Origin of the sequence: Stenotrophomonas daejeonensis, assembly GCF_001431505.1 — a bacterium.
In the GTDB taxonomy this organism is placed as follows: Bacteria; Pseudomonadota; Gammaproteobacteria; order Xanthomonadales; family Xanthomonadaceae; genus Stenotrophomonas; species Stenotrophomonas daejeonensis.
The window spans coordinates 1-17,945 of sequence record NZ_LDJP01000065.1 but is presented as its reverse complement, the minus strand read 5'-3'; the positions used below and the strand labels follow the sequence as shown (position 1 = coordinate 17,945).

Below are 17,945 nucleotides of genomic sequence, written 5' to 3'. Positions count from 1 at the left end.
CGGGGCTTGCCCCGCATGATTCGCCCGATCTACCGGTCATCGCCGCCGGCGGCATGCGGCGTGCGGGGCAAGCCCCGCACCTACGCCCCCCCGCAAACGCAAACGGCCGCCCGAAGGCGGCCGTTGCTGCAACAGGCGCGAAGCCCGTGGCGGGATTACTCGGCGGCCTTGGCGGCCTGGCGCGCGGCCTTGGCCTGCGCGGCGGCGGCCAGGTCTTCCTTGATGCGGGCGGCCTTGCCTTCCAGGCCACGCAGGTAGTACAGCTTGCCGGCGCGGACCTTGCCGCGGCGCTTGACGTCGACCGAGTCGATCAGCGCACTGTGGGTCTGGAACACTCGCTCCACGCCGTAGCCGTGGGAAATCTTGCGCACGGTGAACGAGGAGTTCAGGCCGGCGTTCTTGGTGCCGATCACGACGCCTTCGTAGGCCTGCACGCGCTCGCGGTTGCCTTCCTTGACCTTGACGTTGACAACGACGGTGTCGCCTTGGCTGAACTTCGGCAGTTCGCGGGTGATCTGGGCGGATTCGAAGTCCGCGACGATGGATTTGTTCAGCTTGCTCATGATTGCACCGATGTATTCGGGGTGGGCGTGTCGTTTCGACAGCGTGGGCTCATGCAGTCACCGGATTGCGCTGCACGTTTGTTGTAGTGGTAGCCGCCACTGCCGGTCAGGCAATGGCAAGCCGCGCATTCTAGCGTACCTTCCGGGCACAGCGCCAGCTGCTTCCATCGTAGGTGCCGGGCTTGCCCGGCACGGGGCTCTGCCGGTAAAGCTTCATGCGGGGCAAGCCCCGCATCTACGGCAATTTCCCGCGCGCCTCGTCCAGCAGCTTGCGGTCGGCCTTGTCCAGGGTGGCTTCGTCCAGCAGGTCGGGTCGACGCAGCGCGGTGCGCAGCAGCGACTGCTGCCGGCGCCAACGCGCGATGGCGGCATGGTTGCCCGAGCGCAGCACCTCCGGCACCTCGCCCAGTTCATGGCTGGCCGGCTGGCTGTAGTGCGGGCAGTCAAGCAGGCCATCGCCCTCGAAACTGTCCTGCACAGCCGATTCGGCGTCGTTCAATGCACCTTCCTGCAAACGGGTGACGGCATCGACGATCACCGCCGCGCCCAATTCACCGCCGGACAGCACGTAGTCGCCGATGGAGATTTCCTCGTCCACCTCGGCGGCGAGGAAGCGCTCGTCCACGCCCTCGTAACGGCCGCACAGCAGGATCATCCGCGGCAGCGCGGCCAGTTCATGCACCCGGGCCTGGGTCAGCGGTCGCCCCTGCGGGCTGAGGTAGATCAGCGGCGCCGGGGTCGGATCGGCACTGCGCGCCGCGGCCAGCGCGGCGCGCAGCGGCTCGATCAGCATCACCATGCCCGGGCCGCCGCCGAACGGGCGGTCGTCCACGCGGCGGTAGTTGCCCCCGGCGTAGTCGCGCGGGTTCCAGCCGTGCAGGTCGAGCAGCCCGCGCTCCTGCGCGCGGCCGACCACGCCCAGCGCGGCCGATTGCGCGACGAACTCCGGGAACAGGGTGATGACGTCGATGCGCACCGGGATCAGAACTCCGGGTCCCAGTCCACCACGATCAGGTTGGCATCGAAGTCGATGGACTTGACCACGTCGTCCAGCACGAACGGCAGCATGCGCTCGCGGTCGCCGCGCACCACCAGCACGTCGTTGGCGCCGGTGTCGAACAGGTGCGACACCCGGCCCAGCTTCACGCCGTCCACGGTCTGCACGTCCAGCCCTTCCAGGTCGACCCAGTAGTACTCGTCCGGCTTCGGCGGCGGCAGCGCGCTGCGCGCGATGTGGATTTCGGTGCCGCGCATGGCCTCGACCACATTGCGGTCGTCCACGCCGGGGAAGGTGGCCACCAGTGTTTTGCTGGCCTCGCGGCCACGTACGCCGCTGATTTCCGATTCCTGCCCCGCAGGGGTGCGCAGGATCCACGGCTGGTAGTTGAATATGGCCAGCCGCGGCTCGGTCCAGGACTCGAGCTTGACTTCGCCGCGGATACCAAAAGCGCCGGTCACCCTGCCCAGCAGGATCCGGCGCTCGCTGTCTTTCTTCATGACGACCGTCGGGCCGCGCTTGCGCGCGGCCCGCCAGGATCAGGCCGCAGCGGCCTGGGCCTTGGTCGCTTCCTTGTACAGGTTGCGAACCTTGTCGGTCAGCTGGGCGCCGTTGGCGACCCACTTGTCGACGGCGGCGATGTCCAGCACCACGCGCTGTTCGGCGCCCTGGGCAACCGGGTTGTAGTAGCCGACGCGCTCGATGTTGCGGCCGTCGCGGGCGCTGCGCACGTCGGTGACGATGATGTGGTAGAACGGACGCTTCTTGGCGCCGCCGCGGGTCAGTCGAATCTTGACCATGGTGGTTTTTCCTTTGTAGCCCAGTCGCCAGGATGGCGCGGTAAGCCGGCGATTATAGCGGCGGTGGCGGTGCATTCCAAGTCCGCCCCTGAACGTGGGCAACCCCTGCCGTAGGAGCGACGCAAGTCGCGACCGGGTTTTCTCGGCAAAGCCCGGTCGCGACTGGCGTCGCTCCTACAGGGGTTGCCAAGGCGCCTGGGCCTTGGCTTGCCGCAGTTGTTGCAGCAGTTCCTCGGATTGCGTGAACGCCTGCCCGCCGATCCGGCCCAGCGGCCACAGGCCGGTGGCGTTACAGGCCGCCGCGCCGGTGAAGGCGGCAAGCGCATCCAGCGCAATGCAGCGCCGGCATTGCGCCTGCCCCAGCGCCTCCAGTCCCGCGCCCAGCAATTGTTCGGTAACGCCGCGCAGCGCCGCGGCCTGCGGCCATGTCACGCAGGCGCCGTTCCACAGCGCCAGGTTCCACGTGCTGCCTTCACTCACGTTGCCGGCCATGTCAACGAACAGGGCATCGTCGAAACCGGTACGCATGGCCTGCCGGCGGTGGTGGAACAGCGGGAAGGTGCCGACGTGCTTGATATGTGGCGATTCGCGTTCGTAATGCACCGGCAGCGCCGTGCGAGCGACCGCCGGCGCCGTAGCCGGCCCGGAAACAGCGACCAGCACGTCCACCGGCACCGCGCGCAGCGGCTGGCGGAAATCGAAATCGCGCGAGAACACGGTGATGCGCAGCGATGCATCCTGCATGCCGCATCGCGCCAGCGCCTGCCGCAGCCACGCCCGCAGCTGCGCTTCGTCCAGCGCCGCATCGAACAACTCGCGCGTGCCCTGCTGCAGGCGCTGCAGGTGCAGCGCCCGGCCCTGCACCGCGCCACCGCGCACCTGCATCGAAGTGAAGTGGCCGTAGTTGACCAGCGCGGCGCCGGCCAGCGCCGCGTCGAGCGGTTCGCCATTGCAGAACAGGCGGCTCACAGCAGCGCCTGCGCCTGCTGCCACATCGCCCGCAGGATGCCGGCGGCCGGCCCGGGTCGTGCCATCCATGCTGCCTGTCCGGCCCAGGCCTGCATCGTCTCCAGGCGGTCATCGGCCTTGGCCTGCCGGCGCATTCCGGCGGTGAGCCCGCGCTGCACCGGGTACGGCCGCGGACGCGGCGCATCCCCGGCCTCGGCGGCCCGGACATGGGCGGTATCGAGCGCGCGCCCCGCCCGGCCGCTGAAGACGCGGGTGACGCGCGTGCCCTCCGGCTCGGAATCGGCCAGGGCCTGTTTCCATGCATCGGGAATGTCGGACTCCTCGGCGGCAAGGAAGGCGGTACCCACCTGCACCGCGCTGGCGCCCAGCATCAGCGCGGCGGCCACGCCACGGCCATCGGCGATGCCGCCGGCCGCGATCACCGGTATGTCCAGTTGATCGGCCAGGCGCGGCAGCAGGGCGAACAGCCCGGTCATCTGCGCTTCGGCGCGCCCGGCGTCGAACGCGCCGCGATGGCCGCCGGCCTCCATGCCCTGCGCGACCACCGCGTCGGCGCCGGCGGCCTGCGCCTGCCGCGCCTCCTCCAGCGTGGTCGCGCAGGCGAACCAGTGGATGCCGGCGTCCCTCAAGCGTCGCGCCTGCTCGGTGGAGAGCACGCCCATGATGGTCGAGGCCACCGTCGGGCGGGCATCGAGCAGCGCCGCGAACTGCGCATCGAAGTCGGCCGGCGCGGCATCGCCCGCCTCGGCCGGCACCGGCGGCCCCCAGCGTTCGAGGAAGGCGCGGGTCGCGGCCTCGGCGGCGGCATCGCGCGGCGGCGGCGGGTCGGGCACCCACAGGTTGACCTGCGCCGGCCCGGAAGCGCCCGCGCGGAAGGCCGCCATCCACCAGCCGATGTCCTGCGGCTGCGACAACACCGCCCCCATCGCGCCCATGCCACCGGCATTGGCCAGCGCCTGCGACAGCGCCACCGGGCAGGCACCGGCCATCGGTGCCAGCAGGATCGGCAGCTCGACGCCGAAGCGGTGGCGGAAGTCGTCGATGCGTCGCCGGATGTCCGGATTCATGCCGCGCTCCATTCGGGAAGCCCGATCATCGCCGAGCCCCCCGCTGGCGCCAATCCCGGCAGGTCACGCGGGCGGCGCTTCACGCCATGCCCCGCGGCACCGGCATCAGCATCCGGTACCAATCCTCGACGCGGCCTTCGCGCAGGTCGAAGTCGCGTACTGCCCGCGGGCGTTGCAGGAAGGCACCCCACAGCCGCAGGTCGACGAAATCCGTCGCCGGCCGGCCGCGCCATTCCGGCGGCCCATGCAATTCCAGTTCAAGGCAGTAGAAGCCGTCGGCATCGCAGGTGAGCGCATGGCGGCCATCGGTGGTGCCGCCGTCATACAGGCCCGGCCCGCGCACGAACCCGTACAGCCGCAGGCTGCCGTCGGTGAAGCCCGTCGCGCTGTCCTCGCGCGGCAGGCGGCGGTCGAACTCGCCGGCCTGCCATGCCTGTTCCAGCACCAGCACGTCGCCGCGGCTCAGTTGCAGGTACCAGCGGTGCAGGTGCCGGTACTGCACCAGCCAGTCGATGGCCGGGTCGGTGATGCCCGCCACATCCCAGGCATCGGCGGCATTGGCGAACAGCAGCACCGCGCCTTGCGGTACGCCTGCCGGCTCGTGCACCGGCAAACGTGCATGCGCTGGCGGGCGGTCCTCGCCTTCGATCCGTACCACCAGCCCTCCCGCCCGGTCATGCTCGTACCGGCAGGCCGACGCCGGCGCCGGCTCCAATGGCAGCGACAAGGCCTCCGGCGTCGGCACGCCCAGCCAGACGCCGATGCTGCCGCATCCCGTGGCACTGCCTGGGTCGTCCTGGCCGATGCCCAGCGAATGCACGCCGGCATGTTCGATCAGGATGCGGGTCTCCTCCCGGCTGCCCACGTCGAACCAGCGTCGTCCGCCCTGCCCCGGCGGACACAGGTCGCAGGGCCAGCGCACCGGCTCCTGGCCATCCCGCGCGGCGGAGTGGAAGCGGAGCAGCAGTACATCGCCGGCGCGCAGGAACAGGTCTTGGGTAATGCAGATGCCCGCACGCGGGTAGCGCTCGTTGTGGAACGGCTCGATGTCGGCGACATGACGGCGCCATTCGCGCCCGGCCGCGGCCGGTGCGGACAGCGCATCGGCACGCGGCACCGGGCCATGCAGCGGCGCCAGCGCGGCGGCGGACGACACGCCCCGCGGCTCGCCCTCCTGCGACTCCGCCGCAGCCAGCGTTGGAGCACGCCGCCGGAACAGCGCATCGACCAACCCGGCCAGCAACGCCAGCGCGACCCACAGCACCAACGTCGCCGGCAGCAAGGCCCAGCCCGAAGCCAGCCGTGCGGCCAGCACCAGCGCCAGGCACAGGTGGATGCAGTGCCGCCCCGGCGACCAGTTCATGGCGGGACGTGGCCCGGCGTTCCGCGGCGCCCGCGCCGGCTCAGCGGAACGGCAGGCCGCCGCGGCCGCCCATCGCGCCGAGCATGCCCTTCATGTTGCGCATCATGCCCTTCATGCCGCCGCCGGCCAGCTTGCCCATCATCTTTTCCATCTGCATGTACTGCTTCATCAGCTTGTTGACGTCGGCAGGCTGGGTGCCGGAGCCGCGCGCGATGCGGGCACGGCGCGAGCCGTTGAGCAGGCCGGGGTTGCGCCGCTCCTTTTTCGTCATCGAATTGATGATGGCGATCATGCGCGGCACTTCCTTGCTCTGGCTGGCCTGCTGCTTGAGGTGCTCGGGGATCTGCCCCAGGCCCGGCAGCTTGTCCATCAGCCCGCCGATGCCGCCCATGTTCTGCATCTGCTCCAGTTGGTCGCGCATGTCGTTGAGGTCGAACTTCTTGCCCTTGGCGACCTTCTCGGCCAGCTTGGCCGCCTTGTCCTTGTCGACCTGCTGCTCGACCTGCTCGACCAGCGACAGCACGTCGCCCATGTCGAGGATGCGGCTGGCCACGCGCTCGGGGTGGAACACGTCCAGCCCGTCCACCTTCTCGCCGGTGCCGGTGAACTTGATCGGCTTGCCGGTGACGTAGCGCACCGACAGCGCCGCGCCGCCGCGGGCATCGCCGTCGGTCTTGGTCAGCACCACGCCGGTCAGCGGCAGCGCCTCGCCGAAGGCCTTGGCGGTGTTGGCCGCGTCCTGGCCGGTCATCGAATCGACCACGAACAGGGTTTCAGCCGGGTTGACCGCCGCGTGCAGGGCCTTGATCTCGGCCATCATCGCCTCGTCGATGGCGAGGCGGCCGGCGGTATCGACGATCAGCACATCGGCGAAGGACTTGCGCGCGTCGGCGATGGCGGCGCGGACGATGTCCACCGGCTTCTGCTCCGGCGCCGACGGGAAGAACAGCACGCCGGTCTGCTCGGCCAGCGTCTTCAACTGCTCGATCGCGGCCGGGCGGTAGACGTCGGCGCTGACCACCATCACCTTCTTCTTGCGCTTTTCCTTCAGGTGCTTGGCCAGCTTGCCGACCGTGGTGGTCTTGCCGGCGCCCTGCAGGCCGGCCATCAGGATGATGGCCGGGGCCGGCACGTTGAGGTTCAGGTCGCTTGCCTGCGCACCCATCACCGCGGTGAGCTCGTCGCGCACCACCTTGATGAGGGCCTGGCCGGGCGTCAGCGACTTCAGCACTTCCTGGCCGACCGCACGCACCTTGATCTTCTCGATCAGCGCCTGCACCACCGGCAGCGCGACGTCGGCCTCCAGCAGCGCGATGCGCACCTCGCGGGTGGCCTCGCGGATGTTCTCCTCGGTCAGGCGGCCACGGCCGCGCAGGCGCTCGATGGTGCCGGAAAGGCGCTGGGTCAGGGACTCGAACATGCGGGGCAACCTGCGGAAACGAATGCGATAGAACCGGAATTATAGCCGGCGGCCGCCTCCCGCCACCCGCACATGCGGCCTTTGCCGCCGGCATGTGCGAAACTTCGCAGATGGCAATCGTTCTCATCTCCCTGCTGTTGTACCTGACCGCGACGCTGCTGCTGGTCCGCGGCATGGGCGATGCCCGCCAGCGGCCGTCACGCGCCTGGCTGTGGCCGGCCGGCGCGGCGATCGTGCTGCATGGCGGCTACCACCTGACGGTCGCCCTGCACACCAGCGGCGGGCCGGACATGCACTTCTTCGCCGCGCTGTCGCTGGTGGCGCTGGGCATGGCGGTGCTGACCGCGCTGGTGGGCGCGCGCGGGCGCATGGCCGCATTGGGCGTGGTGGTGTTCCCGCTGGCGGCGCTGTTGCTGCTGGCCTACCACGGCCACGGCCACGCACCGAGCAAGGAACTGGACTGGCAATTGGCCAGCCACGCCTGGCTGGCGCTGCTGGCCTACGCCACGCTGAGCATCGCCGCGCTGCTGGCGATCATGCTGTGGCTACAGGAACGCGCGTTGCGCCGGCGCGACTTCCGCCCGTGGCTGCGTGCGCTGCCGCCGCTGGCCGACCTGGAACTGCTGCTGTTCCGCACCATCGCCGTCGGCTTCAGCCTGCTGACCCTGACCCTGGTCACCGGCGTGCTGTTCGTCGACGACCTGCTGGCGCAGAAGCTGGTGCACAAGACCGTGCTCAGCGTGCTGTCGTGGCTCGTGTTCGGCACGTTGCTGATCGGGCGCCGCCGCTATGGCTGGCGTGGGGTCAAGGCGGTGCACTGGACGCTGAGCGCGATGGTGCTGCTGTTGCTGGCCTTCTTCGGCAGCCAGTTCGTGATCGAGCTGGTGTTCGGCCGGGGGTAGGCGCCGGGTCTGCCCGGCACGGGGCTTCAACGGGACAGCGCCATGCGGGGCAAGCCCCGCATCTACTCGGCCGCTTCCAGCGCCTGCGACAAGCGTTCCACCGCGATCACCTCCATGCCCTTCACCGTGCCGCCCTTGGGCGCGTTGGCCTTGGGCACGATGGCACGCTTGAAGCCATGCGTGGCCGCCTCGCGCAGGCGCTCCTCGCCATTGGGCACCGGGCGGATCTCGCCGGACAGGCCCACTTCGCCAAACGCAATCGTCTTTTCCGCCAGCGGCTGGTCGCGCAGGCTCGACAGCACCGCCAGCAGCACCGGCAGGTCGACCGCGGTCTCCTGCACGCGGATGCCGCCGACCACGTTGATGAACACGTCCTGGTCGCCGACCATCACCCCGCCGTGGCGGTGCAGCACCGCCAGCAGCATCGCCAGCCGGTTCTGCTCCAGCCCCACCGCCACCCGGCGCGGGTTGGACAGCGGCGATGAATCCACCAGCGCCTGCACTTCCACCAGCAGCGGCCGGGTGCCCTCGCGGGTGACCATCACGCAGCTGCCGGGCTGGCGGGTGCTGCCGCCGGACAGGAAGATCGCCGACGGGTTGGGCACTTCCTTCAGGCCCTTCTCGCCCATCGCGAACACGCCCAGCTCGTTGACCGCGCCGAAGCGGTTCTTGAACGCGCGCAGCACCCGGAAGCGGCTGCCGCTCTCGCCTTCGAAATACAGCACCGCATCGACCATGTGCTCGAGCACGCGCGGGCCGGCGATGCCGCCTTCCTTGGTGACGTGGCCGACCAGGAACACCGCGGTGCCGGTTTCCTTGGCGTAGCGCACCAGCCGCGCCGCGCTCTCGCGCACTTGGCTGACCGAGCCTGGCGCGGCGGTCAGGGTTTCGGTCCACAGCGTCTGCACCGAGTCGGCGACGATCAGCTTCGGCCGCGCCGCGCTGGCGTGCTGCAGGATCAGTTCGATGCCGGTCTCGGCCAGCGCGTTGACCCCGTCCAGCGGCAGGTCCAGCCGCACCGCGCGGCCGGCCACCTGCGCCAGCGACTCCTCGCCGGTGACGTACAACACCGGCAGCGTGCCGGCCATCTTCGCCAGCGCCTGCAACAGCAGCGTGGACTTGCCGATGCCCGGATCGCCGCCGACCAGCACCACCGCGCCTTCGACCAGCCCGCCACCCAGCACGCGGTCGAACTCGCCGATGCCGGTGGACACGCGCGCGTGCTCGCTCTGCTGCACGTCCTTGAGCGCGGTGATCCTCGGCGCCTCGGCCTTGCCGGCCCAGCCGCTGCGGCGCGCGGCCGGCGACTTCACTGCCGCCGCGCTTTCCAGCACCACCTCGGCCAGCACGTTCCAGACCCCGCACTCGGTGCACTGGCCCTGCCACTTGTTGTATTCGGCGCCGCATTCGCTGCACACATAGGCGGTGCGCGCCTTGGCAGTGGTCTTGGCCATGTCCGGTTCCGTGGAGAAGTGCGGCGAGTCTAGCGCCTGCGGTTCGCACGGCACGAGACGCCGTACGTGGTAGTGCCGGCCGCTGGCCGGTACCTGCGTGACTGCACGGGGATGCGAGGTTGCCGACCAGCGGCCGGCACTACCAAAACGAAAGCCGCCCGGAGGCGGCTTTCGCTGGCATCGCCGATGGCGCGCGGCGTCAGTGGATCATCATGAAGTAGTTCATGTTCCACATCACCCACAGCGTGCCGGCGACGATGATGCCGATCATGATGAGGGTGAACAGGCCGACGTTGACGTTCCAGCGCTGCGCCGAGGAGCGGTCCAGGTGCAGGAAGAACACCAGGTGCACCAGCAGCTGCAGAACGCCGCAGACGAGGATCACCAGACCCGTCGCCAGCCCGCTGGACAGGCCACCGGCCATCACCACCCAGAACGGGATGATGGTCAGGATGGCGGCCAGCACGAAGCCGGTCAGGTAGGACTTGACGCTGCCGTGGCTCTCGCCGCCCGCGCCGTGGGCATGGTTGTCATGTGCGGACATCAGATCGCTCCCGACAGATAGACGACGGAGAACACGCCGATCCAGACCAGATCGAGGAAGTGCCAGAACAGGCTCAGGCACGCCATGCGGGTGGTGTTGGTCGAGGTCAGGCCATCGCGCTTGAGCTGGATGAACATCACCAGCAGCCACAGCAGGCCGCCGCTGACGTGCAGGCCGTGGGTGCCGACCAGCGCGAAAAACGCCGACAGGAAGGCGCTGTGGTCCGGGCCGTGGCCGTGCTGGACCAGGTGGTTGAACTCCCAGATCTCCATGACCATGAAGCCCGCGCCCAGCAGCCAGGTGACCGCCAGCCAGCCGAACATCAGGCCGAGCTTCTTCCGGTGCATGGCGATCATGCCCAGGCCGAAGGTCAGCGAGGACACCAGCAGCAGCGCGGTTTCGCCGGCGACGAACTTCAGGTCGAACAGCTCCTTCGCGTCCGGCCCACCGTTGGTGCCGCCGGCCAGCACCACGTAGGTGACGAACAGCGAGGCGAAGATGAGCAGGTCGCTCATCAGGTAGATCCAGAAGCCCAGCACGGTGTTGCCACCGCTGTCGTGGTGCTCGTGGTGGTGGTCCGCCGCGTGCGCGGCGGCGTCGTGGTTCATGTGGGCGATGCTGCTCATGCCTTCACCTCTGCCTTCACCAGGCCCTGCGCGATCAGGTGCTGGCGGTGTTCGTTCTCGATGCGCTCGACCTCGGCGGCCGGCACCCAGTAGTCCACGTCCTTGACGAAGCTGCGGGCGATGAAGGTGCCGATCATGCCGACCAGGCCGACGATGGCCAGCCACCAGATGTGCCAGATCATCGCGAAGCCCAGCACCAGGCTGAAGGCGCCCATGAACACGCCGGCGGCGGTGTTCTTCGGCATGTGGATGTCGCTGTACTGCGCCGGCTTCGGCCACGCCTCGCCGCGCTGCTTGCGGCGCCAGAAGTCGTCCAGCTCCTCGCCCTTGGGCAGGGTCGCGAAGTTGTAGAACTGCACCGGCGAGGCGGTTTCCCACTCCAGCGTGCGCGCGTCCCACGGGTCGCCGGTGAGGTCCGCGTTCTTCTTGCGGTCGCGGATCGAGACGATGATCTGGATGATCTGGCACAGCACGCCGGCGCCGATGATGAAGGCACCGATCATCGCGGCGACGAAGTACGGCTGGTAGTCGGCGTTCGGGTAGCTCTGCAGGCGGCGGGTGACGCCCATGAAGCCGAGCGCGTACAGCGGCATGAAGGCCAGGTAGAAGCCGATGAACCAGCACCAGAACGCGCGCTTGCCCCACGTCTCGTCCAGCTTGAAGCCGAACATCTTCGGGAACCAGTAGGTGATGCCGGCGAACATGCCGAACACCACGCCGCCGATGATGACGTTGTGGAAGTGCGCGATCAGGAACAGCGAGTTGTGCACCACGAAGTCGATGGCCGGGATCGCCAGCATCACGCCGGTCATGCCGCCGATGACGAAGGTGACCATGAAGCCGATGGTCCACAGCACCGGGGTGTCGAAGTGCACGCGCCCGCGGTACATGGTGAACAGCCAGTTGAAGATCTTCACCCCGGTGGGGATCGAGATGATCATCGTCGTGATGCCGAAGAAGGCATTGACGTTGGCGCCCGAACCCATCGTGAAGAAGTGGTGCAGCCACACCAGCATCGACAGCAGGCCGATGCAGGCGGTCGCGTAGACCATGCCCTTGTAGCCGAACAGCGCCTTGCGCGAGTACGTGGCGATCACTTCGGAGAACACGCCGAACGCCGGCAGCACCAGGATGTAGACCTCGGGGTGGCCCCAGATCCAGATCAGGTTGACGTACAGCATGGCGTTGCCGCCGGCATCGTTGGTGAAGAAGTGCATGCCGAGGTAGCGGTCCAGCGTCAGCAGCACCAGGGTCAGGGTCAGCACCGGGAAGGTGGCCACGATCAGCACGTTGGCGACCAGCGCGGTCCAGCTGAACACCGGCATGGTCATCAGCTTCATGCCCGGCGTGCGCATCCGGAAGATGGTGACCAGGAAGTTGATGCCGCTCAGCGTGGTGCCCAGGCCCGACACCTGCAAGCCCCAGATGTAGTAATCGACACCGACGCCGGGGCTGTATTCCTTGCCCGACAACGGCGGGAACGCCAGCCAGCCGGTCTGCGCGAATTCACCCACGCCCAGCGAGATCATCACCAGCGCCGCGCCGGACAGGAACAGCCAGAAGCTGAGCGAGTTCAGGAACGGGAAGGCGACGTCGCGCGCGCCGATCTGCAACGGCACGACGAGGTTCATCAGGCCGGTGATCAGCGGCATCGCCACGAAGAAGATCATGATCACGCCGTGGGCGGTGAAGATCTGGTCGTAGTGGTGCGGCGGCAGGTAGCCTTCCGCGCCGCCGGCGGCCACCGCCTGCTGCATGCGCATCATCACCGCGTCGGCGAAGCCGCGCAGCAGCATGATGAAGGCGACGATCAGGTACATCGCGCCGATCTTCTTGTGGTCCACCGAGGTGAACCACTCGTTCCACAGATAGCCCCACAGCTTGGCGCGGGTAACCAGCGCCATGATGATCAGGCCGATCAGGCCTGCCGCCGCGAGCGTGACCATGACGATCGGCTCGTGGTACGGGACGGCTTCAAGAGTCAGTTTGCCCAGCATTGTCATTCTCCCGCCATGCCATGCCCGGCATGGGCAGCGTGCTCTTCAACGACATGTTCGTCAGCGGCGTGTCCGCCATGCGCTTCGGCAGCGTGTTCGCCGGCCGCGTCTTCGGCAGTCGGCGCCGTTGCCTCGGTCGCGTGGCCTTCATGGCCCGCGTGGGCGCTGGCGTTGCCGTCGTGCTTCATGCCCAGGTGGCGGTTGTCGCCGACGTGGCGACGGATCACCGTGCCGAACAGGCCGTCCTCGACGCTGCCGTAGTAGGTGACCGGGTACCAGTCGTGGTTCTTCTCCGCGCCCAGTGCGTCGAACGCGGCCAGGTCCAGCGCCTTGCCGTCGCCGCGCAGCGTGTCCAGCCACTGCCGGTATTCCGGCTCGGTCACCGAATGCGCGGTGAAGTGCATCTTGTTGAAGCCGTGGCCGCTGTAGTTGGAGGACATGCCCTCGAACCGGCCGGTCTCGTCGGCGATCAGGTGCAGCTTGGTCTGCATGCCGGCCATCGAGTAGATCATGCTGCCCAGGCGCGGGATGAAGAACGCGTTCATCACCGTGTCCGAGGTGATGCGGAAATTCAGCGGCGTATCGACCGGGAAGGTCAGCTCGTTGACCACTGCGACCTTTTCTTCCGGGTAGATGAACAGCCACTTCCAGTCCAGCGAGACGGCCTCGATCACCACCGGCTTTTTGTCCGAATCCAGCGGCCGGTACGGGTCCAGCGCGTGCGAGGAGCGCCAGGTCAGCACCGCCAGCACCAGGATGATCATGCACGGGATCGACCACATCACCACCTCGATGGCGGTGGAATGCGCCCAGTCCGGCTCGTAGCGGGCCTTGGTGTTGGACGCGCGGTATTTCCACGCGAACACCAGGGTCATGACGATGACCGGGATGACGACCAGCAGCATCAGCACCGTGGCGGTGATCAGCAGGGTCTTTTCGTCGTGGCCGATCTGGCCCTTGGGGTTGAGGATGGCCGCATCGCAACCAGTCAGCAATGCGGCGAACACGGACAGCAGTGCTGGACGCAGCCAGCGTCCAGGCGATTTCAACGGAATCATCGGTCGATCCAATTGCGGGGGAGCGCCTTGTCCGACACCCTTTGCGCGACTTGCGCGGAACGACCGCCCGGGGATTGCCCACCGGAAGAACACGTACTTGGGACTGCCAGATTCAGCGCGGCAATTTTAGGCCGTGCCGATGCACTTTAGAAAGACGTTGACAATGATTCCGCGCAAGGAAAGCCCGTTTTCGCCTGCGACATGATGTCGCACCCAAGCCGCGGTTCAGCGTGGCCCGACCTGCACGCGCTGGACGATGACCCGGCCATCGGGCCGTTGCACGCGCAGGCGCAGCTCCGCCACGTCCTCCGGCACCGGCCACGCGATGCGGCCATCGGCGTCCACCGGCACGGCCTCGTCGTTGGCCGTGACCTGCGAGCCGGGGGGCACGCGCCCGCTCAATGCGGTGCCGGGGGCCACCTGCCGCGGCAGGCTGACGATGGCGGTGGCGCGTTCGGTGGGGCGGGCCGGTTCCAGCATGGGCGGCGTTTTCATCGAAGCCTGGGTGACGGGTTCGGCATGGCTGCCGCAACCGGCCAGCGTGGCCGCCAGCAGCAGGTTCAGGGGCTTGGTGTGGTCGGCGGGCATGGCGGGGCTCTCTTCCGGAATGCGAGAGGGGCGGTGTCGCCACCGCCCCTCCAGTGTGCCCGAAGCGGGCGGGTCAGAACTGCACGGAGAACCGCGCGTTCAGGCCGGTGTCGTGCCCTTCGTCGGCCAGCATGCCGGTGTAGCCCAGCTCCAGCAGCGTGTTGGCGGACAGCCGTGCGGCGACGCCCAGCTCGGCCAGCGTCGCGTTGCGGACCAGCGGCGCACCGGTCACGGCGAAGCTGCCGCCGCCGTTCCACGACGCGTTGCTCACCGGGACGCGATCGCCATTGGCACGCTGCCAGGCCAGGCTGCCGCGCAGGCTCAGCCAGCTCTGCGCCTGCCCGCTGGCCGCCAGATCGGCGTTGAAACGCACGCCGGCCACGGCCAAGTCGGTCTTGAAGGTGTCGCCGGCCAGCGCCAGCGCCGACAACCCGCCACTCTCGCGCGCGGCGTCGGTCTTCACCCGGACCTGGGCGTACTGCGCGAACGGCTCCACCCCGCCACGGCCGAAACCGAAGCGGTAGCCGGCCTCGACGAAGGCCTGTTCCGTGGTGCCGTCGTACTTGGCATAGGTGCTGTCCTGCAGGCCGGTGAAGTCCACCTTGCGGTGGGTCTTCAGGGTCTGCCACGACTGGGCGTAGCCGGCGCGCACGCCGAAGCCGCCCCAGTGCTGGCCCACGTAGGCGCCGGCATGCTTGCCATCCACGTCGGCCTTGGAACCGCGGTCGGCGATGGCGATGTCGGAACGGCCGGTGCCGCCCAGCACGCCGAAGCGCCAGCCGCCATCCAGCTGCAGGTCGGCGCCGACCAGCGTGGTGCTGCCGCTTGCCTTGGCCTGCGCGGCATTGCCATCGGCATCCAGCCGGCTGCTGCCATGCTGCACCTCCGCCCACGCGCCCACGCCGGATTCGGCATCCCCCTGCGCGGTGAAGGCGTCCTGCCCGTGGCGGGCACGGGCCAGCGCGCTGTTGCGCAGCTGGCGCGAATCCTGCACCAGCAGCGACCTGGCGCTGGCGTGCAGCTCACCGCCCAACTGGTCGAACGCGGCCGGCGCCTGGTCGGCCGACAACAGCACCAGGCGCTGCAGCAGGCCGCTGGAATCACCCAGGCCATCGGCGGCGGTGGCCACTGCCTTCTGGTTGGCCGTGTTCGCCGCGCTGGCCAGCGCCTGCCCGCGCTCGATGGCCAGTTGCAGGCCATTGGCCGAGAACAGGGCCGTGGGCTTGAGGAACGGCGACATCGCCGAGGTATCCAGCGCGTCGAAGGCACCGCTCACGCCGCCAGCGGCAGTCAGCAGCGTGTACTGCTGGCCGAGCAGGAAGTTGCCGCCGGTCTGCACCAGCTTCAGCGTGCCGCCTTCGATGCTGGCGCTGCCGGCCACGTTGACGGTGTCCGAGGACGACGGCGGCAGCAGTTCGACCAGATAGGTGGAACCGGCCTTCTGCACGTAGTCGCCGGTGACGGTCAGGGTGCCGATGGAGTTGCCCGGCGACAGCGTGCCGCGCACTTCCAGGTCGCCCAGCGTGCCGCTGCCACCCAGCGTGCCGGCGGCACCGACGACGGTCCTGCCGCCGGTGAGGGTGCCGTTGATCATCGCCACACCCTGGTTCACCCACAGGTTGCTGCCGTCGAGGCTGCCGGTATCGGTCAGGTAGAACACGCCGGCCTTGCCATCCACGCTGACATCGCCGGTGAGGGTGTTGTCGCCGGTCAGTTCGAGGATGCCCTGCTTGACGCTGGCGCCGGCAAAGCTGTTGTCGCCGCTCAGGCGCAGCCAGCCGATGCCGTCCTTGCCCAGCTTGCCGGGGCCGCCGATGTCGTTGCTCCAGTCATCCCATGCCGCGCCTTCCCACACCTGGACGCCACCGGCACGCTGGTTCATCACCACGTCGGTATCCACGCGCAGCATGCCCGGGCCGTCGATGGCCTTCTTCAGGTCGATCAGGCCCCAGCCGTAGATTTCGTCCACGCCCGGCGCGCCCAAGTCGGTGGTGGTGGTCAGCAGCACGTCGCGGATCTGCGGGTTGTCCAGGTACGGGAAACGCTCCATCAGCAGCGCCAGCGCACCGGTGACGTGCGGGGTCGCCATCGAAGTGCCGGTCATGTCGCCATAGCCGTATTCGGGCGATTCGGAAGTAATCTGCAGGCCCGCGACATCGCCATTGCCATCACGGACCACCTCGCCCTCGATATCGCCCTCCACGACCGTGGAGGTGATATCCGTGCCCGGTGCAGCCACGCACCAGCCCATCGTCTGGCCACAGATGCTGGAGCTGGCGTCGATATCACCACTCAGATTGACATTGACTACGCTCAGCCAATATTTCTCCAATCCCTGCACATAGCGCGGCAACGTGGCATAGACGCCGGCAATCTTGCCGTCATTATTGCCAGCCGCGAACACCTGAAGAATGCCGTGCTGCAATGACGGCTGCACGTAGGTATCGAAGTAATCCACGTTGTCGCCATACTGCGCATCCATATCGGCAACCGTAGTTTTCTCGACAGCCAAGCCCCAGCTGTGGTTGATGGCACGTACGCCGGCAGCATTCATCTGCGCATACATGCTTTCCACTGCGCTGCTGTCCGGGCCGATGGCATATGACTCCCCACCAATGCCGAGCAGGCTGTCAAGATCGGAATAACTGTTGGAGAACAGCCGCGCAGTGGTCAGGTCGGCGGCAAAAGCAACGCCATGCGTACCTTGGCCATCGCGATTGGCAACCATCGTGCCGGCGACGTGCGTACCGTGGGTCTGGTAGGAGAAGCCTGCCAGAGACTCCAGATACTCGGGCACCCAGTCATACAGGTAACCAATCTGTACCAGGTAATCCACGAAGTCGCGATCATCGTCGGTGTAGTGGAAATACTCCACCGCCACGGTATCGCCCTCGGACATGAAGCAGGCTTCCGGCCCCACCAGCAACGCCGTGTTCGCGCAGGGTGAACCATCCTCAAGCACATCGGCGATACGGATGCCGTTGACACTCTTGCCAGCGAACTCCCCATGCCTGAGATCGACGCCGCTGTCGAACACACCCAGGCGAATGCCCTTGCCGGTGAGCCCGCGCGCATAGGCGTACTGGGCATTGATCGCCGCCAGGCCCCAGTCGGCCTTGAATTCGTCATCGACCCAGCTGTCCGGGTCGCCGACCTTGCCGTCCCCGGCCGCCGCGTCCTGCGCGCTGGCAACCCCGGCCGTGCCCAGGGCCATCGTGGTCAGCAGGCCGGACAGCGCAACACTCAATACCGATCGCTTGATTCGCACTTCTCTCTCCTTGGTTCAGCAGGCCCGCACCATGCGGGACCCAAGCACAACGCGGCAGCGCACCGATCACCCCCATCGAGGGCCGGGACCTGCCGCAAGCGGGCCGGCGAATACCCCCGGTGCCGGCCCCTTCTGCGTAGAATCCGCGTCATTCCTTTCACCGAGCCCCGGCCCTGTCCACGCCCGCCCCCTTGGCCCACGTCGATCGCCCCGGCATGCCCGGCACGGACGCCTTTGCCGACTTCGTGCAGGCGCAGCGTTCGCCGCTGTACGCATTCCTGCGCGCGCGCGGCACCAGTCCCGAGGACGCCGAGGACATTGCGCAGGAC

The 17,945-nt window shown here is 68.2% G+C and carries 16 protein-coding genes; 1 reads left to right on the top strand and 15 read right to left on the bottom strand.

What is annotated here, in order from left to right; genetic code table 11:
• Positions 1-155: 155 nt before the first annotated feature.
• From rplS to ffh, 8 genes are all read right to left on the bottom strand, one after another.
• On the bottom strand, positions 156-563 hold the full coding sequence (rplS, locus tag ABB34_RS11130) for a 50S ribosomal protein L19 (RefSeq protein WP_057641396.1): 408 nt from the start codon (positions 561-563) through the stop codon (positions 156-158).
• 235 nt (positions 564-798) lie between these two features.
• Positions 799-1,539, bottom strand: a complete 741-nt coding sequence (gene trmD, locus ABB34_RS11125) for a tRNA (guanosine(37)-N1)-methyltransferase TrmD (RefSeq protein ID WP_057641395.1) — start codon at positions 1,537-1,539, stop codon at positions 799-801.
• A 5-nt stretch (positions 1,540-1,544) separates the two neighbouring features.
• Positions 1,545-2,060 (bottom strand): ribosome maturation factor RimM, encoded by a 516-nt coding sequence (gene rimM, locus ABB34_RS11120; protein ID WP_057641394.1) that lies wholly within the window; start codon positions 2,058-2,060, stop codon positions 1,545-1,547.
• A 39-nt stretch (positions 2,061-2,099) separates the two neighbouring features.
• On the bottom strand, positions 2,100-2,360 hold the full coding sequence (gene rpsP, locus ABB34_RS11115; RefSeq protein ID WP_054664242.1) for a 30S ribosomal protein S16: 261 nt from the start codon (positions 2,358-2,360) through the stop codon (positions 2,100-2,102).
• Between the two features lie 174 nt (positions 2,361-2,534).
• A complete protein-coding gene (locus tag ABB34_RS11110; protein ID WP_245625440.1) occupies positions 2,535-3,329 on the bottom strand; it encodes an aminotransferase class IV family protein in 795 nt (264 codons plus the stop codon).
• Positions 3,326-4,396, bottom strand: coding sequence for an NAD(P)H-dependent flavin oxidoreductase (locus ABB34_RS11105; RefSeq protein ID WP_057641398.1), 1,071 nt, complete (start codon positions 4,394-4,396; stop codon positions 3,326-3,328). The genes ABB34_RS11110 and ABB34_RS11105 overlap by 4 nt, the downstream gene beginning before the upstream one ends.
• A gap of 79 nt (positions 4,397-4,475) precedes the next feature.
• Complete coding sequence (locus tag ABB34_RS11100; RefSeq protein ID WP_057641393.1) at positions 4,476-5,759, bottom strand: hypothetical protein; 1,284 nt, start codon at positions 5,757-5,759, stop codon at positions 4,476-4,478.
• Positions 5,760-5,799: 40 nt separating this feature from the next.
• Positions 5,800-7,179: a signal recognition particle protein gene (gene ffh / locus ABB34_RS11095; RefSeq protein ID WP_057641392.1), complete on the bottom strand. Its 1,380-nt coding sequence runs from the start codon at positions 7,177-7,179 to the stop codon at positions 5,800-5,802.
• Positions 7,180-7,289: 110 nt separating this feature from the next.
• Between ffh and ABB34_RS11090 the strand changes: the two genes are divergently transcribed.
• Positions 7,290-8,081 carry a cytochrome C assembly family protein gene (locus ABB34_RS11090; RefSeq protein ID WP_057641397.1) on the top strand — a complete coding sequence of 264 codons (792 nt, stop codon included), beginning with the start codon at positions 7,290-7,292 and terminating at the stop codon, positions 8,079-8,081.
• Positions 8,082-8,143: 62 nt separating this feature from the next.
• Here the strand turns inward: ABB34_RS11090 and radA are convergent, their stop codons facing one another.
• From radA to ABB34_RS11055, 7 genes are all read right to left on the bottom strand, one after another.
• Positions 8,144-9,535: a DNA repair protein RadA gene (gene radA, locus ABB34_RS11085; RefSeq protein ID WP_057641391.1), complete on the bottom strand. Its 1,392-nt coding sequence runs from the start codon at positions 9,533-9,535 to the stop codon at positions 8,144-8,146.
• Positions 9,536-9,734: 199 nt separating this feature from the next.
• A complete protein-coding gene (cyoD, locus tag ABB34_RS11080; protein ID WP_057641390.1) occupies positions 9,735-10,079 on the bottom strand; it encodes a cytochrome o ubiquinol oxidase subunit IV in 345 nt (114 codons plus the stop codon).
• Positions 10,079-10,705 carry a cytochrome o ubiquinol oxidase subunit III gene (gene cyoC, locus ABB34_RS11075; protein WP_057641389.1) on the bottom strand — a complete coding sequence of 209 codons (627 nt, stop codon included), beginning with the start codon at positions 10,703-10,705 and terminating at the stop codon, positions 10,079-10,081. Before cyoC ends, cyoD begins: the two co-directional genes overlap by 1 nt.
• Positions 10,702-12,702: a cytochrome o ubiquinol oxidase subunit I gene (gene cyoB / locus ABB34_RS11070; RefSeq protein WP_057641388.1), complete on the bottom strand. Its 2,001-nt coding sequence runs from the start codon at positions 12,700-12,702 to the stop codon at positions 10,702-10,704. The genes cyoC and cyoB overlap by 4 nt, the downstream gene beginning before the upstream one ends.
• A gap of 2 nt (positions 12,703-12,704) precedes the next feature.
• A complete protein-coding gene (gene cyoA / locus ABB34_RS11065; RefSeq protein ID WP_057641387.1) occupies positions 12,705-13,760 on the bottom strand; it encodes a ubiquinol oxidase subunit II in 1,056 nt (351 codons plus the stop codon).
• Positions 13,761-13,985: 225 nt separating this feature from the next.
• Positions 13,986-14,348, bottom strand: coding sequence for a hypothetical protein (locus ABB34_RS11060; RefSeq protein ID WP_057641386.1), 363 nt, complete (start codon positions 14,346-14,348; stop codon positions 13,986-13,988).
• 73 nt (positions 14,349-14,421) lie between these two features.
• Positions 14,422-17,616, bottom strand: coding sequence for an autotransporter domain-containing protein (locus tag ABB34_RS11055; RefSeq protein ID WP_152979591.1), 3,195 nt, complete (start codon positions 17,614-17,616; stop codon positions 14,422-14,424).
• Between the last annotated feature and the right edge of the window lie 329 nt (positions 17,617-17,945).